This window comes from Enterococcus camelliae, from assembly GCF_042685105.1.
In the GTDB taxonomy this organism is placed as follows: Bacteria; Bacillota; Bacilli; order Lactobacillales; family Enterococcaceae; genus Enterococcus_G; species Enterococcus_G camelliae.
In genome coordinates, this window is the sequence record NZ_JBHUMO010000046.1 from 1 (window position 1) to 26,508 (window position 26,508).

The 26,508-nt window shown below is 37.4% G+C and carries 22 protein-coding genes; 3 read left to right on the plus strand and 19 right to left on the minus strand.

Annotated features, from left to right (window positions below; genetic code table 11):
• Positions 1 to 83: 83 nt before the first annotated feature.
• The 16 genes from ACFSR0_RS08060 to ACFSR0_RS08135 all read right to left on the minus strand — a co-directional run bounded on the left by ACFSR0_RS08060 (position 84) and on the right by ACFSR0_RS08135 (position 20,806).
• The gene (locus ACFSR0_RS08060) at positions 84 to 1,085 is read right to left on the minus strand and encodes a right-handed parallel beta-helix repeat-containing protein (RefSeq protein WP_379981677.1); all 1,002 of its coding nucleotides are present in this window, start codon (positions 1,083 to 1,085) and stop codon (positions 84 to 86) included.
• 700 nt (positions 1,086 to 1,785) lie between these two features.
• On the minus strand, positions 1,786 to 2,688 hold the full coding sequence (locus ACFSR0_RS08065) for a glycoside hydrolase family 43 protein (protein WP_379981679.1): 903 nt from the start codon (positions 2,686 to 2,688) through the stop codon (positions 1,786 to 1,788).
• Positions 2,689 to 2,706: 18 nt separating this feature from the next.
• Entirely contained in the window at positions 2,707 to 5,196 is a 2,490-nt protein-coding gene (locus ACFSR0_RS08070) for a beta-mannosidase (RefSeq protein WP_379981681.1), read from the minus strand.
• A gap of 160 nt (positions 5,197 to 5,356) precedes the next feature.
• Positions 5,357 to 6,232, minus strand: a complete 876-nt coding sequence (locus ACFSR0_RS08075; protein ID WP_379981683.1) for an ROK family protein — start codon at positions 6,230 to 6,232, stop codon at positions 5,357 to 5,359.
• Positions 6,233 to 6,256: 24 nt separating this feature from the next.
• Entirely contained in the window at positions 6,257 to 8,668 is a 2,412-nt protein-coding gene (locus ACFSR0_RS08080) for a glycosyl hydrolase (protein WP_379981685.1), read from the minus strand.
• Between the two features lie 229 nt (positions 8,669 to 8,897).
• Positions 8,898 to 10,295: a glycoside hydrolase family 1 protein gene (locus ACFSR0_RS08085; protein ID WP_379981687.1), complete on the minus strand. Its 1,398-nt coding sequence runs from the start codon at positions 10,293 to 10,295 to the stop codon at positions 8,898 to 8,900.
• Positions 10,296 to 10,297: 2 nt separating this feature from the next.
• Positions 10,298 to 11,260 carry an acetylxylan esterase gene (locus ACFSR0_RS08090; protein WP_379981689.1) on the minus strand — a complete coding sequence of 321 codons (963 nt, stop codon included), beginning with the start codon at positions 11,258 to 11,260 and terminating at the stop codon, positions 10,298 to 10,300.
• A 13-nt stretch (positions 11,261 to 11,273) separates the two neighbouring features.
• Positions 11,274 to 12,137, minus strand: a complete 864-nt coding sequence (locus ACFSR0_RS08095; protein WP_379981691.1) for an ROK family protein — start codon at positions 12,135 to 12,137, stop codon at positions 11,274 to 11,276.
• Positions 12,138 to 12,284: 147 nt separating this feature from the next.
• Positions 12,285 to 12,998 carry a GntR family transcriptional regulator gene (locus tag ACFSR0_RS08100; protein ID WP_379981693.1) on the minus strand — a complete coding sequence of 238 codons (714 nt, stop codon included), beginning with the start codon at positions 12,996 to 12,998 and terminating at the stop codon, positions 12,285 to 12,287.
• 61 nt (positions 12,999 to 13,059) lie between these two features.
• A complete protein-coding gene (locus ACFSR0_RS08105) occupies positions 13,060 to 15,306 on the minus strand; it encodes an alpha-galactosidase (protein ID WP_379981695.1) in 2,247 nt (748 codons plus the stop codon).
• Positions 15,290 to 15,892, minus strand: a complete 603-nt coding sequence (locus ACFSR0_RS08110) for a hypothetical protein (protein ID WP_379981697.1) — start codon at positions 15,890 to 15,892, stop codon at positions 15,290 to 15,292. The genes ACFSR0_RS08105 and ACFSR0_RS08110 overlap by 17 nt, the downstream gene beginning before the upstream one ends.
• An 18-nt stretch (positions 15,893 to 15,910) precedes the next feature.
• The gene (locus ACFSR0_RS08115) at positions 15,911 to 16,738 is read right to left on the minus strand and encodes a carbohydrate ABC transporter permease (protein WP_379981699.1); all 828 of its coding nucleotides are present in this window, start codon (positions 16,736 to 16,738) and stop codon (positions 15,911 to 15,913) included.
• A 1-nt stretch (position 16,739) separates the two neighbouring features.
• Positions 16,740 to 17,621, minus strand: coding sequence for a carbohydrate ABC transporter permease (locus ACFSR0_RS08120; protein WP_379981701.1), 882 nt, complete (start codon positions 17,619 to 17,621; stop codon positions 16,740 to 16,742).
• 67 nt (positions 17,622 to 17,688) lie between these two features.
• Positions 17,689 to 18,990 (minus strand): ABC transporter substrate-binding protein, encoded by a 1,302-nt coding sequence (locus ACFSR0_RS08125; protein WP_379981703.1) that lies wholly within the window; start codon positions 18,988 to 18,990, stop codon positions 17,689 to 17,691.
• A 75-nt stretch (positions 18,991 to 19,065) separates the two neighbouring features.
• On the minus strand, positions 19,066 to 19,989 hold the full coding sequence (locus ACFSR0_RS08130) for a glycoside hydrolase family 113 (protein ID WP_379981705.1): 924 nt from the start codon (positions 19,987 to 19,989) through the stop codon (positions 19,066 to 19,068).
• Positions 19,990 to 19,996: 7 nt separating this feature from the next.
• Positions 19,997 to 20,806: a sugar phosphate isomerase/epimerase family protein gene (locus ACFSR0_RS08135; protein WP_379981707.1), complete on the minus strand. Its 810-nt coding sequence runs from the start codon at positions 20,804 to 20,806 to the stop codon at positions 19,997 to 19,999.
• 280 nt (positions 20,807 to 21,086) lie between these two features.
• On the opposite strand from ACFSR0_RS08135, the gene ACFSR0_RS08140 reads away from it, so the two are divergent.
• From ACFSR0_RS08140 to tnpC, 3 genes are all read left to right on the plus strand, one after another.
• Positions 21,087 to 21,278 (plus strand): hypothetical protein, encoded by a 192-nt coding sequence (locus ACFSR0_RS08140; protein WP_251885800.1) that lies wholly within the window; start codon positions 21,087 to 21,089, stop codon positions 21,276 to 21,278.
• Positions 21,268 to 21,621: an IS66 family insertion sequence element accessory protein TnpB gene (tnpB, locus tag ACFSR0_RS08145; RefSeq protein WP_379981710.1), complete on the plus strand. Its 354-nt coding sequence runs from the start codon at positions 21,268 to 21,270 to the stop codon at positions 21,619 to 21,621. The genes ACFSR0_RS08140 and tnpB overlap by 11 nt, the downstream gene beginning before the upstream one ends.
• 97 nt (positions 21,622 to 21,718) lie before the next feature.
• Positions 21,719 to 23,314: an IS66 family transposase gene (gene tnpC / locus ACFSR0_RS08150; protein WP_379981712.1), complete on the plus strand. Its 1,596-nt coding sequence runs from the start codon at positions 21,719 to 21,721 to the stop codon at positions 23,312 to 23,314.
• A 265-nt stretch (positions 23,315 to 23,579) separates the two neighbouring features.
• On the opposite strand, the gene ACFSR0_RS08155 is transcribed toward tnpC, so the two are convergent.
• From ACFSR0_RS08155 to ACFSR0_RS08165, 3 genes are read right to left on the minus strand one after another with little or no spacing between them, the layout of a single operon-like run.
• The gene (locus ACFSR0_RS08155; RefSeq protein WP_379981714.1) at positions 23,580 to 24,164 is read right to left on the minus strand and encodes an RDD family protein; all 585 of its coding nucleotides are present in this window, start codon (positions 24,162 to 24,164) and stop codon (positions 23,580 to 23,582) included.
• Positions 24,161 to 25,351, minus strand: a complete 1,191-nt coding sequence (locus ACFSR0_RS08160) for a MalY/PatB family protein (protein WP_379981716.1) — start codon at positions 25,349 to 25,351, stop codon at positions 24,161 to 24,163. Before ACFSR0_RS08160 ends, ACFSR0_RS08155 begins: the two co-directional genes overlap by 4 nt.
• Entirely contained in the window at positions 25,351 to 26,433 is a 1,083-nt protein-coding gene (locus ACFSR0_RS08165) for a M24 family metallopeptidase (protein ID WP_379981718.1), read from the minus strand. The genes ACFSR0_RS08160 and ACFSR0_RS08165 overlap by 1 nt, the downstream gene beginning before the upstream one ends.
• Between the last annotated feature and the right edge of the window lie 75 nt (positions 26,434 to 26,508).

Here is a 26,508-nt window from a genome sequence, read left to right on the forward strand (position 1 = left end):
ACGATTTATGCCAGTAATCTGAAAAAAATCATGCACCTATTATATCAAAAATTAGAGGGAAATGTTGTTATATCAAGGAAAAATTACTGTTCAGGAGACATTAAATATGAGTTTGATTGTATACGAATATTTGGGTTGAAAGAACGATGCAATTCAACGGCTTTCCCAACAAGTGTACTATTTAAGCTAAGAAAAATATCAACCTTTGTATTATTTTGTCCCAAACAATACAAACTTCCTTGAATGGTAACATAACTAAGATTTGTGACAGAAAGTAACGATTGGATTGTACTGTTCTCCAATAATGAACTACTTTTACTCATCGAAATGGATTCAACTGTCGTCGCAAATGATTGCAAACTTGAACGGCTATTTAGAGTAAGTGAGCCAACAAAACCTGGTTGTTCAATCGAACTATTTTTCATTATTAATTCAGATTCTTTTGCCCAGACACATGGATACTCCTGGTCACTCATTGCTTCCATACCTACATTTTCAAACTGTACTTTTGAAGTGTCAATGAAAACCGTGTTGCTATTCTTTTTCCCATATATGTTAGTATCTTGAATCGTTGCTTCTGAATGAATGACAGCAATTTTTGGTAGGTAACAGTCACTCATCTGTAAATGAGCATTTCCTTTCACACCTAAAGAAAATGCTGATTTTTCCTCATGATTAATACTAATATTTTGTATAGTGCCATTAGATTCACTATCAAGCAATACACCATACTTGTCACTTTCACCAATAAAATTAAAATGACAATTTTTGATAGTAACCATTGCTTTTTTTCTTGCCCAGATTGCACTTGTATTTTTAGATGGCTCAAACCAAAGATCTACAATAGTCACTTGGCTATTCTCAATGACAATACAACCATCTAACGTATTACTAAAATCTCTTGTACCATCTTCATTTTTGGTACAGTGACCCATCAACGTAATGGATTTTTTTATAATAAAAGACTCATCGAAAGGAAAAATAATGCCTTCTTCAAATTCAATCGTGTCGCCATCATTCATCGCCTCATAGGCTTGCTGAAAGTTCCATGTATCATCAGAAAAACCAACTTTATAAATACTCATTTTAACCTCCAAAATTTTAACTCTTTCTAGATAACCGGTGAATCAATCTATTTCAGTATAATACATTAGCTCAAAAAAGAAAGATTGAAATGAATTGAGTGGACCCATTTTACATGGCTACTGCTTCGAAAACATTCATTTTTCTCAATTCAGCGGATAAAATTTTTTACTAGTTTAGATAAACCATGTGATAATTGTTCAAAAAAAATAATTTCTCTCTTCGCTTGGTACAATTCGGTCAATTTCATGATAAAATGAATGAGCCTCCTTTTTTTGTTTTGTTTGTTTTTAGCAATTCAACTTTAACATAAATGGAGGTTCTTTTTATCCACAAATTCAAATTAGAAATAGCGGAGTATTCACGTTTTGCACATGTGAATACTCCGCTTGGCTTTATTATTCTATTTATTCACAAAATTTTTGGTACACTCAAAATTATCGACTTTCTTTTTTTCCTTTCGTTGCTTCATTGATAGCAAATGCCATCCTCCATACCATACTACTCTCATAGTTCATCTATTATTTTTTCAAGACATCCCACAACTTCATACGGAAAAGCTTGCCTACTTTAAAGAAACGAAGGAAAAACAAACCATTTCTAAAATCACAATGAACTTCAAAACTAGCTTGCCTTGATTGCTAGATTCTTAAGTTCATTACATTGTCAGAATTATTCCTTATTAAGAAAAAATTTCTTAGTTTACGACATCGTGACAGGCGCAATCGTTCCATCATCATTAAATACGAGTTGATCCATGCAAAGTTCTCGTTTAAATGGATTTTCTTCACCAATTGATCGTCGATGATAAAAAATATAATAGTTTCCCGTTTTAGGATCTTCCACTACTGAGTGATGTCCAGAACCGGTTGCTAATTTACCATCTTGCTTGAGAACCGTTCCCATTGGTTTGAATGGCCCCGCTAGATTATCAGCTATGGCGTAGACAACTCTGTAGTCAGCGGTTGTCCAATCTCCTTCAGACCACATAAAATAATATTTGTTGTCTTTTTTCATCATAAAGGGGGCTTCCACGTAGCCTTTTGGAGTCACATTTTTAAATATCTTCCCCAAGTTATCCGGTACAAATCCATCTAACGTATCATTCATTTTAACCAGATTACAATTTCCCCATCCGCCATAGAAAAGATAAACAGCATTTTCTTCTATATACGCATGAACATCAATCGGTTGAGCGCCGTTAATAAAGTTTCCAACTAAAGGACGACCTAGCACATCTCTATATGGCCCTTCAGGAGTCAAAGCTTCAGCAATACCTAATCCACCCAATTGATTGTCTTCTTGAATGTCATTGCTAGAAAAAGTTAGATAATACTTATTTTTATACTTAAACTGTGAAGGAGCCCATAAAGCATGCGTTCCCCAAGAAAGATCAGTCAATGTTAAAACCTTATCTACTTTCTTCCAAGTTACAAAATCCTCACTTACAAAAGCATCAAACCAGCATTGATCTTCATAAGAAAAAAGATCAGTATTTTTCAAAGGTGTATAAGGTGGATAAGAAAGTGTACAAAAAACCCAACATTTCCCATCATAAATACGTGCTTCTGGATCTGCATAATATCCTTTAACGATTGGATTCATCTATTTCCTCCTCTTCATTTAATATGTATCAACAAGCGAAGAAACGCTTAATGCGTTCAGCAACTGTTCTTTTGTTTCAATCCCCATTAGTTGAGAATGAACTTTGGATAAACCAATTTTTTTCTGTTTCCCTATAGGTAAGTCAAAATAATTATCATCAAAGCAATCACTGCGTTCATTTAAAGTTAGTTTGACATATTTGCAAAGAGAATCGGCCTCAATACAAATAGAATAATTTTCATCTGATTCTTCGATATCAAGCGTAAAACAAGGTTTCTCTAAATCAATCAGTCGATGAGGACTTAAAAAAGTAACATCAGAAGATACTTGGTTACCGATGAGCGGCTCAAATTCACTAAATACTGCAAGCTGACATTTACTATACTGTTTTAACAATGTGTCTAGATTCACCTCAACCGACACCGTTGTATAAGGTTTTACCACACAATCAAAAAGAAAATTTTCACTCTGATCATTCTTAATTGTGCTAACAGTAGTAGTTAATTTACCATGAATTTCTTTCGAGGTTTCATTGATAACCGTTACCTTGAACTCTTCTGATAAGTCAGCGATTTGGGTAATAGCTAATGGTTGAAATGCACGTTTTATAAAATAATGTGAGGCCTTTTTATAGCCATAGTAATCTATGGTGGACCAAGAGGAACCCGGCCAACAGTCGTTAACCTGCCAATAAAGTGCACCATGACAACTATCTGGATGACTTCGCCAATAATCAATGCCAATCTTCATTCCAAATCCTTGAGTGTACTGTAAAACATCAACCAAGTTTTCAAAATTTGACGGATTTCTAAATTCATCAAGTAAATAGTTCATTGATTTATTAATTCCTCCATCCGCCTTTATATGAAAATCAATATCAGATGAGCGAAAATATCTCTGATCCTCGCTTGTATATTTTTTGATAGTGGGTAAATTGGGAAGTGACAAGAGTCCAAATTCTGAAACAAACTGACTCTCCTTTTGGTATTCAGAAAATGGTGCTAGACCATGCCAAACTTTCCAGTTATGCAAATCGCCACTTTTCGCATTGTCTGGATTATGCAACGCGACACCCGAAGAAGGTGAACAGGGCCAATATGTCGTATTTGGATCGTACTCATTAACCAAATCCGGAAATAAATTGTAAAAAATACTATGGTAATCCTGAACCCATTGATAATAGTTCTCAGATGTTTCAGGACTAGTCCACTGTGTCAATACTGCCTCCATCTCATTATTACCACACCAAAGAGCTAGTGAAGCATGATGCCTAATTCTTCTAATGTTGTCTTTGACCTCTTCAGTAATCGTTTGTCTGAACTTTCCATCATATCGATATACCGTACAAGCAAACATAAAATCCTGCCAAACCAGTATGCCATATTGATCACAAAGATCAAAAAAAGCATCATCTGGATAATAACCACCACCCCAGACGCGGAGCATATTATAGTGAGCATCAACACAAGACAAAATAATGTTTTCCATTGTCTCTTTTTTTCTTTCGCCTAGCAAGCTGTCTTCTGGAATATAGTTGGCTCCTTTAGCAAATAGTGGGCGCCCATTTACAACGAAATAAAAATCAGCTTGATTACTAGCATTCAGTGGTGTAACAACGTTAATTTCTCTCAAGCCAATTTTTTTGGTTAATTCATCGAATATTTTCCCACTTGAATGTCGTAGTTTTTGCGTAACAGTGTAAAGTGGCTGTTCGCCATATTCATTCGGCCACCATAGTCGTGGATTATGAATCGTTAACCGGACATTTGTTGACTCATTCTCTACAAATCTTTTTTCCTCACAAATAACTTCATCTGAAAGAGAAATAATCGTTTCAAGCTGCATTTCTCTGCTTGATTTTGGTGTATTTAGAAAAGTTGTCTCAATGGAAATATCTACCATCTTCTCATGATGAACTTGGGTTATATAGACCTCTTTGATTCTAGAGTCATCATAAGCTTCAATATAAATGGGACGCCAAATTCCCATATCTGGGAGTTGCGGTCCCCAATCCCACCCAAACATCGAATGAGCTTTTCTAATATGAGCATGTCCATTCATTACCATCTCATCCGAAAGCCCCCATAAAAAAAACTCTTTCTGTTTGCGTTCTGCATAAAGCACAGGACTATCAATTTTAATAGTTATCGTATTCTTTCCTACAATCAGAAAATTTTTCAAGTCAAATCTATAGGTTCGATGCATATTTTCGACATTTCCGATTATTTGATTATTCACAACAATCGTTCCTATAGTATCAATTCCTTCACAATTTAAAACAATGTAGTCATGATCAAGTAATTCTTGCGTCACTTGAAAATCATAAGTAAAATCATAATCATTGTAGCTAAGCTTTTTCAATAGCTTAGCATTGTCTTTATAAAACGGATGAGGAATTAGCTTTTCGTGAAGCAAAGCGCTATACATTGTCCCAGGAATGCGACATGGGATATTTTGATTTTCCCCACGCTTTGTCATCCTCCAAGTACCAGTCAAATCTAGTTTCATTAAACTCTCCTTATACGTATTACCTATCATTATTTTTTTGTTCATTCATTATAAAAAATATCCATGTACCCACTATTATCCTTTATTAGCATCTTTGAATATTCGGCTATCCTATCGTCGAGAAAAGAAACCTTTTTTAATTAACAGAATGTACTATCTCTCAAAGCTGGTCTTCTTCTAAATCTTTCGCTAGAGATAAACACCCCAAAATACCACTTTGATTAGGTAGCCCCCACTCTACAATATAAGAATCAACTGACTCAAACTCAATGTAACCAGATAATTGATGCAAGAATGCTTCGCGAATCTTCGTTAATAAATTTTTCTGATTCATAACGCCTCCACCTAAAATAATTACCTCAGGTGCTAAAATCAAAGTATAATTCATCAAAGCCTGTGCAATATAATCTGCTTGTAACTCCCAAACAGGATTCTCTTCGCCGATATCTTTTCCTGAAATACCCGTTCGCCCTTCTAGTGATGGGCCTGCCGCTAACCCCTCTAAGCAATCTTCGTGATAAGGGCAAGTTCCTACAAATAGATCTTGTGGTTGGCGTTTGATTCGAATATGGCCCATTTCAGGGTGGGTAAATCCTTCATAAATTTTCTGATTGACAATGATTCCGCCACCAATTCCTGTCCCAATAGTCAAATAAATGCAACTATTTTTCCCTTTAGCAGCGCCTAGTTTTAATTCTCCATATGCTGCTGCATTCACATCCGTTGTCCAAGCAATCGGACAATCAAAGTGTTTTTTTAACGTTCCTAATAAATCAAAATTTTCCCAACCAGCTTTAGGTGTTGCCAAAATATACCCGTAGTTTTTCTTTGACTGATCAATCCCAATCGGACCAAATGAACCTACACCCATTGATACAATTGATTCAAATTTATCAAAAAATTGGAAGACTTGTTCCAACGTTTCTGCTGTTGTGGTGGTGGGAATAGCAATGGCATCAATAATATTTAATTGTTCATCCGAAACAGCACAATTAAACTTGGTTCCACCCGCTTCGATTGCTCCATATTGTTTCACTTGCAAGCACCTCTTCTTATATTCTTAAATCTCTTTACTTTTTCTCCGAATTTTTACCATTCCAATTGTTGCTGAAACAATTCCCAATCCAATGAAGGATAAAAGGACTGATTGCGAAGTACCCGTCTTTGGCAATTTCTTAGCATCAGTTGATTCGCTTGCTTCATTCCTTGGTTTTTCTTTGGAATCGATGGTTGCTTCTAATTTTTTATCTGGCTTCGGCTCTGCTTTCGTTCCTGTTTCTGTACCTGTCTCGGTTTCTGTTCCCGTCTCGGTCTCCGTGCCTGTCTCAGTTTCCGTGCCCGTCTCGGTTTCTGTTCCCGTCTCGGTCTCCGTACCTGTCTCAGTTTCCGTGCCTGTCTCGGTTTCTGTGCCTGTCTCGGTTTCCGTCTCTCCTTCATCAACTACCGCTTGAAAATCATCAAAATAGAGGACACCACTTCCTTTTTCACCACCCATGTAGATAGCAAATTGAGAAATCGTCGCTAAACGATCAGGGGTCACAGTCGCCGTTTGATTTGATTCCCATGCTGCTGGTTTGAATTCATCGAAAGGAATTTCAACGATTCCTTGATAGGTAGTTGTTAATGAAAGTTGTTTTTCGAAACTAGTATCTCCAATTCGAATTTGAATCGTCAGTTCATTCTTTGGTAAAGGCTGTGGATTATTCATCCAAAATGTGAGCTTTTTCGCGTCTCTCCAATCTTTGTTTAGACTAATTTGTCTTCCAGCATACCCATTGGTACCAATCGAAAACGCATATTTCAAGCCATACTCACCCGTATGTTTATTTTGAGGATCCAATGAAAGGGTGATAGGGTCCCCATTTGAAGCATATTTTTGATTTAATAATTCATCAACACCTAGGTATCCTTCAAAATCATCAACGAGCAATGGTTGCTGCTCTTCACTTGTCTTCACGTAGAGCGTCGTCGTTTCAGTGGTTATTAACGCATTGTTTGAATAATATCTAAAAATGATGGATAGTTCACCATCTTTGAAAAGGTTCCCCAACTCCAAGACTTCTCCATAAATAGTATCTGTTCGTTCTAACTCTTTTTCCGGTGTTTTGCCGGCAATTTCATAGGTTACTTTGGCATGGTCATCATTTTCAACCATCGCATAGATTGGCAATTGCGACGTTCTCAAGGTTATTTTGTTTGTAGGGCTTAAAATTGTGAAGATAGGCTGAGGCGTGGATACCACCCCATCATTCTCAGGCTGATAGATTTGATTGACACTTTCTGAAACAAATAACGAATGAGGGTCATCGTAAAACGCTTGAAAATCCGGTAACAATTCATGATCGCCACCTAAATTGCCATATAGGTCTTTATAAGGGACATACATGTTTGTTGGTTCACCAAAATTTGCCCAAGTCAACATATAGGAAATTTTCGCTGCTTGTGAATCTGACTGAATGGCATTGAAAACTCTGGTATACCAATCCAATGTATTGCCAGTCTTATTGATTCCCTGAGCACTGTAACCGAATTCTGTTAAAGCGGCAATTTTCCCTTTTTCCTCTGCTATCGAGACAATCATACTTAAATCTGTTTTTAAAGCATTTAAAAATTCTTCTGAACCCGCATTGTCCTTTTGATCATAGCTGTCAATTCCAAAAATATCCACATACTCATCCCCAGGATATGTCCGCATGTATCGTTCCTGATCACCTGGATTGGTTTTATTTGGTGAATAGGCATAAAGAATGTTGTGAACTTGCTTTTGATTTTTTAAATAATTGACAGTGTAGCGATAAATCGCCTGATATTGCGCAGGCGTAGTGGTACTTTCCCCCCACCAAAACCATGAACCGGTTTGTTCATGAAAAGGTCGGAAAATAAAAGGAATGCTCTTTCCTTGCTCATCTTTTAACTGTTCTGCTAAGCTGGCAATTTGATCGAGCCATTGATTAAATTCAGTATTCTTACTGCCACCTGGCAAAATATTTTGAACAACATCGCCGGATAAATCACCATAGTAACCACCAGTGACAAAATTACGTGGATGCATACTCAATACAATGATGCCTCCTAAGCGATGAGCAACTTTCATTGAAGTGGCTGTATTCGCAATACTCTGAGAAACATCACCTGAAACGCCGGGACGTTCATTGCCATCTAAACTCCCCGTATCCCAACCAAAAACAGCCGGGTAATCTCCAACGGCATTTTTAACCTCAGACTCAGTGGAGCCCACTCGTGTACCTTCACCAGTTAGCGTGACCCCTTCATCCAGTGCATGTTGGTGGCCAAATAAAACAGAATCGCTTGCCTGTATTTTTTTGAGGTAACCAAATAATTCTCTTGTTTCCGTTGTTGCTTGCTGATCAACCATTTGCAGCGAATCTGCTTGCACTTTATTACTAGTCATCATTCCTATAAACCCCACACTAAAAACCATCATCCCAATCTTTTTCCAACTCTTCTTCACAAAATCCCTCCCAAATCTTCAAATTGCAATCGTTTTCAATATAAATTATAAATATATATTTTTATATAGTCAATATATATATTTATTTTAAACAAAAAAACAATCAGAAGATTGATCAAAAGTAGATACATCTTCTAATTGTTTTTTAGTATGACTCAGATAATTACGAGCTTTCAGCTGTTTGTATTGAATGAATAACTGCAGCTTGACTTTATGGTTTGTCTCTTGTCTAACTGTATAAACTATTTTTTTCAATCACTTCTTTTATCCATCTGCCCGATTTTTTAATCGTTTTGATTTGCGTATGAATATTATTTGAAATGAATCCATAACGGTTTCGATACGCATTTCCCCAAGACCAACAATCGATTGGTGTCCATAGATGGTAACCAAAGCAATTCGAACCTTCTTCAATCCCTCGATGGAGCCACTCTAGATGCTCTCTAATAAAATCAATGCGATAATCGTCTTCAATGATGCCATCAGAATTCATAAAGCGTTCTTCCCTAGAAACACCCATCCCATTCTCCGAAACAAACCAAGGAATGTTTTTATAATTTTCTTTGATATTTAAAGCAATATCATAAACTGCCTTAGGATAAATTTCCCAGCCTTTATCAATATTCATTCTTCTTCCAGGCATTTCATAATGATCATAATATCGAGTTGGCATCCAATCGCCAACCGAATTTGGGGCAATATCGGGTGCCTTCACTCGATTTGGATGATAAAAATTGACACCCAGAAAATCAATCGTATTCTCAGCAATGATTTGCAACTCTTCTGCAGTAGATTCCCAAATGACACCATCCTGCGTTAAGATTGCTACCAATTTTTCTGGAAAATGTCCATGAATAGCTGGTTCTAAAAATAGCTTATTGTTCCATAATTCTGCTATTTCGGCTGCATGAAGATCTTCTTGACTACTAGAAGCAGGGTAGGTCGGGGTCAGATTTAACACCGTACCGATTTTGTCACCTTTTTCATGCATTCCCATTTCTTTAAATTTTTCAATTACTTTCGCTGAAGCCAAATTCAAATTGTAAGCGACCTGCGCTGCTTTCTTACCATCTACTAACTTAGGGTAATGAAATTGATACAGATACTCACCATCTACCACCACCATCGGCTCATTGTGCGTCACCCATTCCTTCACCCGATCACCAAACAATTCAAAACATTTTTCGGCAAAACCAACGAATAAATCGACCACTTTTTTGGATTCCCACCCACCGTACTTATGGTACAATTCCACCGGTAAATCAAAATGATGCAAATTCATAACAATTCGAATGTCATTCTTAATGAACTCATCAATGACCTCATTGTAAAAACGCACGCCATCTTCATTCAAAGTATTCGTATCCAAATCCTCAATTAATCGCGACCACTGAATGGAGGTCCGAACACTGTTCAACCCAATTTCTTTCATTAATTTGATATCTTCACGAAAACTATTGTAAAAATTAGATGCTGTATCTGGTCCAACTTGATTGTAAAACGCTTCTGGTTCAATATCGTACCAGTAGTCAAACATATTCGCATGTTTTTTATTAAAACGTCCTTCACTCTGAGGGCCTGATGTTGCAGCTCCCCACCAAAAGTTTTTTGGGAAAACTTTTTCCATCTTTACTCCTCCTCCATAAACAATTCTTTTCTCATTCTATCTCCGAATCCAGGAATATATTCATGCCCATATTCGGGGTAAATGAATAATTTTTTTGGAGACGTTATTTGGTTATAAACAGCAAATTGGGTTTTTGGGTGACAAACTTGATCTTCCAAGCCCATACCCCAGACAACCTCCGCTTTAATCTCAGGAGCTAAATACTGAATATCAATGTAATCAAGCGCAGAGAAAAAGGCTTCTTCGTTTTTGTGCTCTGGGTCTCTAAATCGGAACCAATACGCCAATTCTTCATAAGCGGACTGATTCACATTTAATCGGAATGCTTCACGGTAATCACTTAGAAATGGATACAGTACGAACGCTTTTTTTATAGTTGGTTCCATTGCTGCACAGACGATTGCTTGTGCACCCCCCTGAGATGCGCCGTAGGTATACATTTGGTCCTCATTTGCAATGGTCATTTTTTTAACCAGTTGCGTAATTTGATAAATATCTAAGAAAACGGAACGGAAAAACAAATTAGCTGGCCCTTCTTCCACACCTCTGATAATATGCCCTTTTAATGTGCCCCCAACCGTTTTTTGTACATCCTCAGATTGACCACCCTGTCCCCGTACATCTAAAGCAACTACCAGATAGCCTTCCGCAGCTTGACCTACTTTATCTGACCAATCACCGGCACTACCATGATACCCATGGAATAAAAACATGACTGGCAACGTGCCACTAAATTTTTTGGGTTGCACCACTTGGGCATGAATTTTTGCCCCGCCAACTCCTGTAAAATACATATCAAAAGCTTCAACAATCTCTGAATAGATTTCATGAGGAACCAATTCATAGGTGTTGGCTAATTGATCGACTTCCAATTTTCCTTTTTCCCAGAAAGTCGCAAAATCACTTGGTTTCTGTCCACTTCCTTGATAATTGCCCCATTCTTTTTGAGCATCCTCTGCATACATCTCTAATCAACTCCTACCCTTTCATTCGCTCAAAGTTTGCCACTGCACCAATTAGATTGGCCTGTTGCTCAAATTCGCAGAAGACAACTTCCACGGTTAATTCACTGGCGCCATTTTGCTTCAAAATTTTGTTCAATTCTTCTTTAATTGGTGCTAGGATTTCTTTTCGTTGGGAAATGCCCCCTCCAATAGCAATTTGTTCTGGATCAATCACGAGACAAACATTTGCCATCCCTCGAGCCAGTGTTTGGTACCACTCACCCACATAATGAAGTGCCTCAGCATTCCCTTTATCAGCTAAATCAAAAATACTTTTCCCACTTAATGGTTGTTCACTAGGATGTTCCCGATTATACTTTTCAGCCCATTGAACGGGACTAGTTAATTGACTCAAGGTTCTCTTTTCATCCATTAACATATAACCAAACTCACCACCAAACAGATGAGCACCCTTTACTAACTCACCATTGATGGCAATAGCTCCTCCAATGCCTGAACCAATAATAAAGAAGGCTGTACTCCGTTTATGCTGGGCAACCCCATACTGCATCTCTGCCAAAGCAGCACAATTGGCATCGTTTTCAATTGTCACGGGAACGCCAAACAACTCCTCAAGTTCTTTCCCAATTGGAAAATGATGAATATAAGGTATCGCGCTGATTCCACCAATAATGCCCGCTTTTACATCGACTGAGCCTGGGGCACTAATTGCCACGCCCTCTAAATCTGAAAAAGACTTTGCCAATTCTTTTAGCGTTTGTTTCATTGCATCCCAGTTTGTTGGAGTGGCGAAACTTCCTAAATGACTAAGGTCACGATCTTCCCATAAGCCATATTTGATTGCTGTACCTCCGAAATCAAGCGCCAGAATTTTCATGAAAAATCTTCCTTTCTGTATTGTTTCCATTTTTATCATACCGCTTACTTTTTAATAAGTCTATACTTTTTTAAAATAAAGTTCATATAAAAAGTAGTCTCCTTAGTCTTTATCCGACTAACCGAACTACTTTTCACAATTATTCAATTAATCTCGCGTCAAAATTAACTCCACAGAAAACTCGTCGTAGCGATGGACAGAAGTTGAAAATTCAAATGCTGCTCCAGTATCTAAATAGGCAACCTGTTCTGCCACCGCGACAGGATCCCCTGGCTCAAGATTTAAATAGGTCGCTTCTTCATCCGTTGCTTTTCTGACCGAGACTTTTCGATGGGCACTCTGAATGGTTAATTTCAATTCGGATTCAATATATTCATAAATCGAATTTTCTAACGTCTTCTTTTTAAGACCAGGAATTAAGTCGATTGGCATGTACATCTGCTCCATGACACTTGGTTTCTCATCAATGTATCTGATGCGATAAATATCATAGACAAAACTTTCTGGTTCTAAGTTTATTTTCTTGGCAACAATCTCTGGTGCGTGAACGACAGAAAATAGCAACACTTCGCTTCTCACTTTTTTGTCAGGATTTAATGCTGTCGTGCCTCGAAATTGGTTTTTTACCGCAATACGCTCAATCTCATCTATAGACAGGTCTTTAACGAATGTACCTGCCCCTCTTCTCTTGATGATTAGCCCTTCCGCAACCAAAATGTCCAAAGCCTTCTTAACAGTCATTTTACTAACACCGTATTCTAGGCAAAGTGTTTTTTCAAAAGGAATCTGATCATTGGCATGATACACACCTTTTACAATTTTATTTCTAATGTCATTTGAAATATATATATATTTCTGCATAAAAAAAACCCTCTCACGATACTTCTGCCTTTATTTTACTCAATTTACTAGAAAAAGTATATCACTTACTCGCCATTTCAATTGCTTTCAGAAAATAAAGTTTCGAATGAAAATCACCCGGTAGTTCCCGACTCCAGTATTCTTGTTCTCTCCCTATAAAATTCCCTCCTAGACGAATACCATAAGATTGCAAATCACTGCCATTCCGTTTGGCTTCCTTTAATTGGTCATTTTCATAAACTTGATAGTCTTTCGTTTCATCGAGTCCAGCCAGTTTGATACGACGGTACGGTGAATTTGGCTCAGCTAAAATTTGATAAAAGCCGACCAATGCTTCCGTTTTTTCTTCATTGATTACCAGCCAACTGACAAAATTTGCCGATTCTGTTTCCAATCGATAGAAAGTTCCCAGGTTAATGAGTTGCTGATAGCGTTTGTACTGAGCAATTTGTTTCGCAATTTGGGCCTGCTCTTCATTTGAAAGGGCTAAGGGATTCAACTCGTAACCAAATGTACCAAACAAAGCAACATTTTTTCTCATCTCTAAAGACGTCACTCGTCCTACTTGGTGGTTCGGAACAGCGGAAACGTGACTACTGATGGCTGTCAGTGGATACACCAATGATGCACCGGTTTGAATTTTTAACCGTTCCACTGCATCTGTGTCATCACTTGTCCAAATTTGAGGAGAGTAATACAACATGCCTGGATCAAATCGCGCACCCCCGCCCGCACAAGACTCAATCAACAAATCCGGATAGTTTGCAATAATCTTTTCAAAGAAACGATAAACACCTAAAATATAACGATGCGCTACTTCTCCTTGTTGATCAGCTGGGAGTATAGCTGAGTATACCTCTGACAAATAACGATTCATATCCACCTTAATGTATTCAATTTCGGCGGTAGCTAAAACACGATTGACCTGCTCGAAAATAGCCTCCACAACCTCAGGATTGCCAAAATCCAATACGAATTGATTACGCCCATGCGAGCGGTTCTTTTCTGCATTGCCAATCACCCATTCCGGATGGTCAAGGTAAATAGCGGTATCTTTCGAAACCATCTCCGGTTCAAACCATAGCCCAAACTTCAAGCCAAGATCATGAATCTTTTGGGATATTCCTTGAATCCCATTGGGCAATTTTTTGTAATCTGGCTGCCAGTTTCCTAGTGAACCATTGTCATTGTTCCGACTGCCAAACCACCCATCATCTAAAACAAACATTTCAATACCCATTCGTTTGGATGCTTGCGCAATTTCAAGCAGGCGCTCCTCGGTAAAGTCAAAATACGTTGCTTCCCAATTGTTGATTAAAATTGGTTTTTCCTTCTTTTTCCAAGGACTTCGAATGACGTGTGTCGAAAAGAACTGATGGAAAGACTGACTCATCGAATTTAGACCAGCTTGGCTAAATACTATAATCGCCTCTGGAGTTTGAAACTGTGTCCCGGCGTCTAATTTCCATCGAAATTGATGCGGATTAATTCCTAACTGAATGCGTAATACATTATAGGTATCTTTTTCAATTTGGGCCAAAAAGTTGCCACTATAAATCAAACTAAACCCGTAAGCATTTCCTTGACTATTTGTAGTTGTCTCTTCGCAAATTGCTAAAAAGGGATTATGGACATGACTACTGGCTCCTCGAGTACTAGAAACATTTTGAATACCAGAATGGATTTTATCCCTTGCCATGATTGTCTCACGCGCCCACGCACCATCCAAGTGAATCCAGTCATAGCCACTATCAGGTATATCTAGGCTCAAGCTATGAATCCGATTAATCACAACAGTCTCATTCCCTCGATTGTCAATCACTTGTTGTCTAGTAACAATTGGCAGATTTAAATAGAGATGATAATGTAACGTCACGTACAATTCGGAATACAAATCCTTTAGCACAATAGCTAACGTCTCCACTTCCTGCTCACCGCCAAATGAACCAGGCAAGCCACCATCTACTGTTTTCCCAGCACGAATCGTATAGTGCTGAAATTCAAAATGACTGATATGATCACCGGCAGGATACTCAATATCAATCGCTGGCTCTCTAAAATCAGAACTTCCAAATACTGGAAATTCTTGCTTAATATGCTCAAACGACGTTAAATGACTGCCCCATTTCCAGTTATTCGATGGCCGAATTTCGCGTTCAATCATAAAGTCAAATGATTCATAATGCTGTATAGCTGAACCATAGTATAGTTGCTCAAGAATATTGGTTTCCTCCATCACGCGAAAAACATAACTAATTTGACCGTTCGTTAGATGGAATTCTTTGTTTTGCTCATTTACATAGATCATCTTCTATCTCCTTATTTGTCAACTTTTGTAGATAAATCTGATAGAGGAACAAATAAAGTCCAGGGAAAATAACCAATCCCAATAAATTTTTCGTTACGGTTATGACAATAAATAGAAAGAGGAGAATGAATCCGCTAAGGGTATAGTTGAAGCGTTCAAAAATTAGTTGCCGTAGTGTTTGATAAACCCGCTGTGCACCATTTTTTTCTGAACTGTTCAGATAGAGCGGATAAAAAAGTAAACAGCAAATCCATAAAAAACTACCAACTGCAACCAAAAAAATTGAAAAAGCGGACGGCTTTTGCAAAACAGTCAACCAACTTAGGATAAATAGGCTAAAGGCGAAAGTCGTTAAGCCAGATAAGAAAAGATCGTAAGGGACGGATTGTTTCTCTTTCCGCTTGGTTTTTCGAAAAGAATCATGATAAGGATCAGGTCCTTGAAGATACTCCATTAATTGTCCAATGGTTTTCCCCCATCCATAAATCACTCCTTTTTTTAGCAAAAGTCTCCAAAACAAACAGGAAACCTTCACAATGAAATAAATTGTTTCGATAAACCAAATCACTTTTGGACGACTCTTCAAATCAACTTCCTCCTAAATTTATTTTACAGAACCAGCTACACCATTATAGATATACTTCTGTAACGAAAGAAAGACAATCAAAATTGGTAAAATTACAATCACAACCCCAGCAAGAATCACTGGCCAGTTCGTACCATAAGGACCCTTAAATGCAAATAACGCTGTTGAAATAACTTTTAGATTGCGATCTGGCATGTATAAGAATGGATTATAAAAATCATTATACACGCCCACTCCACTAATAATAAGCATCGTAACAATCGGTGCTTTCAAGTTCGGTAGAATGATTCTCCAAAAAATACCAAAGTAGCTTGCCCCATCTAAATAAGCTGATTCATCAAGGGAAATAGGAATCTCATTCAGATACTGTAAGAAGACATATACTGAAATAACATCCGTCCCTAAATTCAAAATAATCACCGACCAAATCGTGTTAAACAAGCCCATCGAGTTGATAATTTGGAAGGTCGCTACTTGACTTGTAATACCGGGAATAAGCATGGCCAACATAAATAAGGTTAGAATGGTTTTTTTAAATCGAAAATCAAACCGACTCATCACGTAGGCAAACATAGAACCTAACGTCAATTTACCGACCATACTGACAACGAAGATAAAGAGTGTGTTACGAAATCCTAACAACATTTGCCCATTAATAAATGCTGTTTTGTAATTCGTGAGATCAAAGGATTTTGGCAACTCAAGCACACCACTATTTAAAAATTCCGTATTCGATTTAAAGGAGCCCAAAAACACCACCAATATAGGAAGAATCGCTACAATTGCACCGACAATTAATACGAGATATTGCAGAATTTTTCCAATTGTTAGTTGATTTTTTTTCATCTTAGTTCTTCCTTTCTGTGGTTAATAGCCGTTGCAACACCGTTACAACAATCACGATAAGCAATAAGATAATCGCCATCGCTGAAGCTAAACCGACTTTGTTGTATTTAAAGGCCGTATCAATCGTTTGAATAACGAATGTCGTGGTTCCATTTGACCCACCTGTCATGATATAAGGAATATCAAAGACACTTAATGAACCACTCACGCCCAAGATAATATTTAAGAAAATAATATTACGGATGCTCGGTAAAATAATATAGCGAAATTCATCCCAGCGATTGGCTCCATCCATTTCAGCAGCTTCATAGATTTCTGGGTTAACCGATTGAATTGCTCCCAAAAAGATTAAGAAGTTAAACCCTGTATACCGCCAAACGGAAGTAAACGCCAACGAAATATTATTGATAGAGCGATCACCCAGCCACAAACGAATTTGATTTTCTAGACCCAATCCTCTTAAAACAGTATCCAGCGTTCCGCCACCTTTATAGAAATAAAGGAAAATAAAACCAATCGCCACGCCATTTAGTAAATAGGGGAAAAATAAAATTCCCTTCCAAAAATTAGCAAATTTCACTTTAAAAGATAAAATCGTTGCAAACAAAAGTGCAATCCCTAATTGAAAAAAGGTTGCAATAAAATAATACAAACTTGTTTTAAAAACGGTGAAATATGTAGGTGTTGTTAATACAGTTTTATAATTATCCAAGCCGACAAACGTCTTATTAGGACTATAGCCATTCCAATCGGATACACTGTATTGAAGCATTTTAACCAAAGGATAATAGGAAAAAACTAATAATAATATCACCGGTAAAATTGTGAAAGAAAAGATGATTAAACGTTTCTCAGCATCTCGGCTCAACTTTTTCTTAAACATGAATCTTCCTCCATTTAACAGACCAAGCCTGAAAAATCATATCTGATGATTCAGGCTCAGCTATTCATTATTTTTCGCTTACCACTTTCATTGCATCCGACCAACGTTTATTAAAATCATTCATAATTGTATCAAATGATTCTTTGGAATTTCCAATTGCCGCATCAATGATTCTTCTTTTTTCGTTATCGGTCGATCCAATTCCCAACTGTGATTGATCATTGATATCGCTAAACAATGATTCTTTACCTTCAGGTGCTGGATTTTCTTCCATCAATTCCACGCCAGAGTCCTTACTTGCTTGTAAAGCAGTTGGGTATTCCGCTCCTTTAACTGTTGGGAGTCCACCATTGTCTTTTGCGTAATCAGACTCATTCACTAACCAGTCGATTAATTTTCTAGCAGCTTTTTTGTGTTTACTGTTGATATTAATACCGTAGTTGTAATCACCAGCAACTGTCATGTATTGTTTGCCATCTGGGGCAGTCATTGGAAATGCTTGGAATGTAATATCATCCGATGTTTTTTCAGAAATTTCTTGAACTTGTGGTACAGCCCAGCTTCCTAACACCATTACGCCAATCTTCCCATTGGCCATATCCACTTTGGATTGTTCCCAATCAGAAGTTGTTGGATCGGCTTCAATTAATCCATCTTTGCTCACATCATACAATAATTTATAAATCGAATTCATCACTTTCCCATCGGAAAATGGTGCTTTATCTGTTGTCAACTCATTCGTAAAGTCAGGATCACCTGCTACACCAGAGCGGACAAAATCCCAGTTTGATAGGGTCCAACCAGCCGCATAATTGGTGTACAATGGAATCGTATCTTTATTTTTTTCTTTAATTTTTTTCAATGCAGCGATGAAATCTTCGGCTGTTTTCGGAAATGTATCAATGCCAGCATCTTTAAAGACTTTCATATTGACTAACATGCCCGTTGCATTTAATTGACTTGGAATGCCATATTGAACCCCTTCGTACGAACGATCATTCAATCCTAAATACTTTTCAGATAACTCTGCTTTTTTCCCTAATGGTTCAAAGAAATTGGCATAGTCATTGGGCTTGATATCCCCTGGAATCATCAAGACATCCCCATACTCTTTGCTGTTCATGCGGGTTTTCATTTGGCCTGCATAATCGGTAATGGTCTGAATTTCAACCTTAATTTTGGGATACTTTTTATTAAATTCTTTCATATACTCATCCCATTTACCATTTGTTTCCCAATCTGTTTTGTGATTAATAAATGTAATGGTCTCAGTTCCATCTGAAGAATTTGAGCTGTTCCCTTTACCACATGCTGCAAGTGCCCCTGTTAATGCAAACAAGCCAATCATTCCTAAAATCTTTTTTTTCATTTCCATTCCTCCAACATTTATTTAGAAAACGATTACAAATACATAGTATCATTTATGTTTTAAAATGTATATACTTTATTTAAAAAAATCAGAGACTTTTTTTGAAACAACCTTTCCATATAGTGCGTAGTCATCATTACCCGCTGCTTCAGATTCTGGATATAACGTTGCTTTCCAATCCCATAAGCCATACCCATCCAGCCACTTTCTCTTCTTACAAGCATCAAACATTGACTGATACCAATTCGCTTGCGCCTCTTGCGAAACAGGCCCCTGCAATCCCCAATCATTTGGTAGCCATTGACTTCCTTCTCTACTTGGACAACCAACTTCACAAAAGAAAAAAGGTTTTTGATATGCATCAACAACTGCTTCAATCCTATCAAGTTCACTTTCCCAAGAATCAATAGGGTAATACCCAGATGAAGAGATAACATCGACTGCATCCCACCATTGCACATGATCTTCTTGGTATTTGTCCGCATTGTACGTGATGGCTCCTTGATATTTTTTCCGGACGTCCGCAATGACTTGTCGCCATTCTGCTTCTCTTCGATCACTATTCACCAATTCACAGCCAATCACAAACAATTCCGCATCAATTGCCTCAGCTATCACAGCATAATGCAAGATAAAGGAAGTATAAGAAGCGAACCATTCTGACCACTTTGGCTCACAAGGAACATCATGATCAAAAAAGTTAATATGCGCTCGCCATGTTCCATCTGCTACATTGACAATGGGCTTCAAAATAACCTTCAATCCAAGATCACGTGCGTATTGTGCCATTGTTATGATTTCAGAATCAGACAGTACTTGATCAGACTCCCAGTGAATAGTTGTTGATTGTGGGGTATCTTGTTCCGCAACGATGGCCAAAATAACATGACTGGCATTGGTATTTTTCTTCATTAAGCGTAAGGATTCCCTAGCAGCTGCTGTTGTCCACTCATTTCTTTGACTCATAAAACCAAACGTCACTGCATTGATTTTTTCCATACTCGACCTACTTTCCTATTTCAATGACTCGTTTTAAAGCCGTTGTATATTCTTCGAATGAAGAGAGATGTTCCAATAAAACCGGTGTATCAACCGGCAACTGACGAATGTTTTCAAGAAGATAGGCGATATCAAATTGACCAGTACCTGGCATCGTCTCTCTAAACCGAACAACGGATCCTGGTTCAAGCATGATATCCTTCAGATGAATGCTTTTCGTGAAAGGTGCCAACAAATCAAAAGATTTTTTGATTAACTCACGATTATGCACGTACCAATAGGGTTGATTCATCCAATTGCAAATATCTAAATGCACACCAAAGCGTGGATGATTGACATCCTTCACGAGTTTTTTATACTGTTCTGGTGAATCAGGAATCATCCAAGGCATAGATTCTATCACAAAATAGGTATTCTTTAGCGGAATTTTTGCCAATAATTTCTGAATAAACGAGACGATCTGGTCATAACTTTCTTCAGCATAGTTTGCCGCATAACAACCATCCCAAACTTCACCAAATGCTCCGGAAATATTGACACAGCAACGAGCATGAACATAATCCGCTAATTCCAGTTGTCTACAAGCAAGCTCAAACACCGATGCTAGCTGATTTTTTTGAAAAGGAGACTGCCAGATACCTACCTCTGCAATCTGGATTGAACAATCTTTTGCAACTTGAACATATTCATCAATTTTGCTCACGGAATCTGAGTACCTTAGTGGAAATGAAGCAGCAGTCGCTCCAATCTCAACAAACTTACGTCCCCATTCTTCCGCCGTTTCATGTGGAAACACATCACCTATACCTAATTTCAACGAATCGCCTCCATTAATATACATTAAGTATATATATATTATATATTTATATTATACTTTTATGGTAAAGCGTTTGCAATATTTATTGCTATTCTTTTTGGCTATTCCACCTTGATGGCTTATTATCACTACCCTCAATGTATCCTTTTTTATTACTAGTTGATGGATTGGTTTATAGTTCTTAAATAGCTTTTAAACGTAAGCGCCCAATAGAATAGTACCTTACCTTAAAGAAGGCCTTCCGATATACTTGAGCCATCAAGAAATCTGGAGGTCTTTTATGAATCATCAAGATATTGTCCCTATCCAAATTCCGAAAGAGATATCTGCAAAACAAATTGTAGGTAACCCTACGAATAAACTTGCTGTCCGTTTGAAACAAAAAAACGGCTCTGAGGTATTCATTTATAATGGAGTGAACAATTATATTCTGCAAGCCGTATTGAAAGAAGGTTTGTCAGGTGCTTCTTAACTTTCAAACTGTCCATCATGTTTTCATTGTCTGTGGTAAAACGGATTTACGAAAAGGAATTGATGGGTTAGCCAGCCTAATTCAACACACATATGATTTAGATATTTATCAGGACGCAGCTTTCCTGTTTTGTGGGCAACGCAGTGATCGCTTTAAAATTCTTTATTGGGATGGTGATGGGTTCTTGTTGTGCTACAAGCGCCTTGAAAACGGTACGCTCAAGTGGCCTCGAAAAAAAGAGGAAGTCAGAAGTTTAACTGCTCAACAAGTACGCTGGCTATTAGAGAGATTGAGCATTGATCAACCCAAAGCCATCTTATCAGGTTCCAAAGGAACTTTTTAAAAACAGAGGGAAGAACAAAAAAGTGTTCTTCCTCTATTCTGCATACTCTGAATATGGTAAGATAAAGCGAACTTTTCATGAGGGAGGATTGTTGAAAATGACTAGTCAAAAAAAGAATGCACTTCAACTAGATCAGCAACTTCTTCTCCAGCTATTACAAAGTGCAAATGAAAGAAATCAAAAGCAACAACAACTTAATGAATTTCAACAGCAAACGATTCAAAATTTAACCACAGAGATTCAGTTGCTTAACGAAAAACTGAATTATTTAACCCGTAAGCTGTTTGGCCGTTCCAAAGAAACGTTCGATGAAGAAACAAATGGCCAGCTTAACTTGTTTGAAGAAGAAACTGTTCCCAAACCTTCAATTGAGGATGAGGAACAACGGAGTATTGTTGTCCAAGGTCACCGGCGCATCGTTGGAACAAAAGCAAGCAAAATTAGTCAGTTACCTACGGTTGAAGAAGATCATGTGTTAACCATAGAAGAACAAGCTTGTACGCATTGTGGACAACAGATGAAAGATATTGGCCGGACGAAAGTCCGGGAAGAAGTTCGTTTTCACCCTGCCATACTCGATTGCCTTGTTCATTATCAACACACGTATTGTAGTAAAGCTTGTGAAAAAATGGGACGTTCTTCTTTTAAAAAAGCGTCAGTCCCCAAACCTTTAATTTCTAATAGTCTGGGTTCCAATAGTGTCGTTGCTGAAACGATTCGTATGAAATTTGGACAAAAAATTCCTGCTTATCGCCAAGAAAATTATTGGCAAAAAGATTTAGGCTTAGCTATTTCGCGTGATAATATTAGTAACTGGCACATTAAAGCGGTGCACAATGCGCTGGATATGGTTGCGAAAAGATTTCAAGTCTATTTAAATCAAGAAGACATCCTTCATGGCGACGAAACAACGTATCGAGTAATTGAAAGCGCCAAGAGTGATACCTATTACTGGCAATTTTGTACAGGAAAAGAAAGTCTCCATCCCATAGTCTACTATCATCACGACGAAAGTCGTTCTGGAGAAGTACCAAAAGACTTCTTGAAAGACTTTACTGGTTATCTCCACTGTGATGGCTACACTGGATACAACGCCTTAACGCAAACGAAACTCGTCTACTGCTTCGCCCATGCTCGACGTAAGTTCCTGGAAGCTATCCCAAAAGGAGCGAAAACTAGCGAAATGCCTGCAGTAAAAGCGGTAAATCAGTTCAAAAAATGGTTCGCCTTGGAGAAAAAATGGGAAAAGATATCTCATCAAGAACGCTTAGTTAAAAGACAAGAGGAATTACGTCCGCTAGTAGACAATTTTTATAGTTGGTTAGATGAACTGACCCCTGTTCCCAAATCAAAATTGGATAAAGCTGTTCAGTATGCACATAAGATTCGTAGTGGCTTTTTGTATATCTTTGAAGATGGACGCTTGGAGCTTACCAATAATCGTGCGGAGCGAAATATTAAGGAGCTGGTAATTGGGCGTAAAAATTGGTTGCATTCTACAAGTTTAGAAGGTGTGCGAACATCAGGGATCATTCTCAGCGTTTACAAAACCTCCGAACTAAATGGGCTTCAGCCAATGAAATATCTAGAATTTTTATTCGAAAAAATTCCTAACCTCCCGGTGTTTTCGAATGAAGCCATTGATTCTCTACTGCCTTGGCAAGAGAATGTTCAAAGAATTTGCGGAGAATAAAAATGCCAAACTTCCCAGCTCCCAGTATAGGGGTTGGGCTATTTGGCGTACAGGTAATATTCTATTGGGCGCTTACTTTTAAACAAATGATTGTCATGATTAAGAAGCAAAAGTATACTTGCTAAAAAATAGCTAGAAAAACAGTGAAGTGACTCCCCAAAAATTAACCTAAAAATCTAATTTTGGGGAGTCACTTCACATCTGCGCTCTCATTTTTTTATATAAATCTGTAAAAACACATAATTATTCAGTAGTCTTCAATCCCTCACTCCACCTTTGTCTTGACCAAATAATCATGTAAAGCAAGCGCACGTTTCGTTCCGATAACACTTAAAATCGATGCGCATGTCAAAACAAACCAAAAAATCGAAAATATTCTATCAACATAGAAACGACTGACTAAAGTCACTAACTGTTTAACATACATAGAAATTGCGGTGGCTGACCCTTCTACGAAAAATAAGCAAATACATTGTCTTTGCACATATGCTAAAAAACTAGGTTGACCATCCGACCAAGTAACTATGTGTAATCTCATTATTTTCTTTCCTATCGTTTGTCCTAAAAAAATTTTCCACGGTATGATAACGTAATAAAGAAACCCGACTATAATGGACAAACAGCAAAAAAAGATGGCTAAAGGCAAGCCATAACCAGATGCCTCAACAAAGTACATATCTGTCAAAAAAATTTTTTCACCCGAAATATATTGAAAGATCAATGTTGCTGGCAATGCACTGAGGACTCCACAAATGAAAAAATCAATAGCTACAGCAAATACTCTTCGCTCTACTTTTACAGAACTTCTCGCACCTATAGGTAATTTACAATCTAGCCATTTTACTATCACACATTCGTCTCCTTTTTCATTCGAAGATACTCAAAAGCTTTGTCCATTCCTTGTAATCCTTGTTTGACTTTTTCAAGCGGACAACCGCAATTCATTCTTAAATACCGATTGCCTCCATAGATTTTTCCATCCATGATTCCAACTTTTCCCACATTAATTAATGCATCTTGCAACTCATCCATTGTATAGCTCATTCGACGGCAGTCAATCCATGCTAGATAGGTTGCATCTGACAGATGGTACTCAATTTCAGGAATATGTTCTTTAATAAACTGTTCAACAGTAATCAAATTCAAACGAACATATTGACACATTTCGTCAATATATTTTTCACATTCGTTGTAAGCAGCCATTGTGGCAATGATACCCAGTGTGCTAGCGGAGTTTAGAAAATCTCGCTTTTTTTGCACCGTCAAAAACCGTTCTCGAATTATTTGATTAGGAATAAACCCATATGATCCTCCCAATCCTGGTGTATTAAACGTTTTACTTGCACTAGTAACCAAATACATATTTTTATACTCAGGAAGAAAGGCCAAAATCGGGATATGCTTTCTTTTCGTCAAATTAATGTCCATATGTATCTCATCTGAAACAATCGCCACATTTTCTTTTTTACATAAATGAACGATTCGACTCAATTCTTCATTCGTCCATAACCTGCCAGTCGGATTATGAGGAGAACAAAGTAAAAATACGTCTACTTCCTTAACTTTTTTTTCAAAATCTTGAAAATCAATTTCAAAAGTACCTGTTCCATCATTTACTAATTCTGTTTGGACTAGTTTCAAACTGTTCTCTTCGATAACTTGAAAGAATGAATCATACATCGGTGTAAATGTTAATATTGCTTTTTTTTTCAAAGCCAACTCCCGTAATAAAATAGAAACACTGTACATCACAGATGGACTATAAATAATTGTCTCTTGATCAACCGTTATCCCAAAGCGGTGCAAGTAATGGTTAGCAATAGCACTTTTAAATTGATCATGATTCCAGCGTGTATAACCATAAATTCCTAGTTCATTAAACTTGGCAATTGCGATTTGGACTTCAGCAGGCATTTTAAAATCTGTATCTGAAATGGAAAATGGAAGTAAATCACTTTTCCCAAAACGGTCAGCAATATAATCCCATTGCGTAGAATACGTATGCTTTCTGTTTACTATTTCGTCGAAATTGTGCATCACTTTTCCTCCAAAATTTTGATTTCTTTATCCACAGAAGTTAATATTCTCGGTTTACCGTGGTCAATCAACACAACATCCTCTATTCGAATTCCACCAACTGACGGGATATAGATACCAGGCTCACAACTCATAACCATTCCATCTTCTAATGCCATCTCGCATACCTGGTTGATTTTAGGCAGTTCATTTGAATTATCTAAGCCAATTCCATGCCCTAAACCATGAGTAAAATATGGTCCATATCCCGCTTCTTCAATCACTTTTCTAGCTGCTAAATCCGCCTCCTTGGCTAAAACACCAGCCTTCATACTTGCTATACCAGCTTCATTAGCCTGTACAACAACTTGGTGAATTTCTCGAATTTGCTTCTTTGGTTCTCCAACACAGACAATCCTCGTCATATCTGATTGATAATCATCATAAATAATGCCAAAATCAATCATAATTGGCTCATTTTTTTGAACATAACTACCACTTGGTCGCACATGAGGATAAGCACTTTTTTCCCCTATCCCAATAATGGTATCAAAAGACATACCTGCTGCTCCAGCTGAGATGGCGTAATATTGTAACTTCGCAGAAATTTCATAGTCAGTCATACCAACCTTTATTTCACTAATAACTTGATAATAAATTTGTTCAGACAAATGAATAGCCGATTCGATTTTTTGAATTTCATGCGCATCTTTTTTTGACCGTAGATAAAGCAATAAATCATCATAAAAAGATATTTTGACTTGCTGCTTTAAATACAAAAACGTCTTGAGATCAATGGAACTTTCAATAGCTAACTCACTCATTTTATGCGACTTCATAAAGTCGATTATCCATTCATAAGCATTGGGGTAAATTGCTTCTCGATTGACTAAAACAACTAGCATGTTATCTTTTTTTTGCTTTGCTTGCTCATAATAGCGACCATCTACTAATAAAAAGACCTCTGTTTGAGTCACAAATAATTTACATCCCGATCCAGTTAGCGTTTGAAGATATTTTTTCATTGCTTTTGTTTCAATTAATAGGCCGTCTTTTCCATCTTTTTTTAATTGAGTCTGGATTTTTTCTATTTTGTCATTCATGCTTTCATCTCTCCTAAAAGAGGGTGAGCACAGTTTGCACTGTTCCTCCCCCTCTTCATACTTAGCTATGTTTTA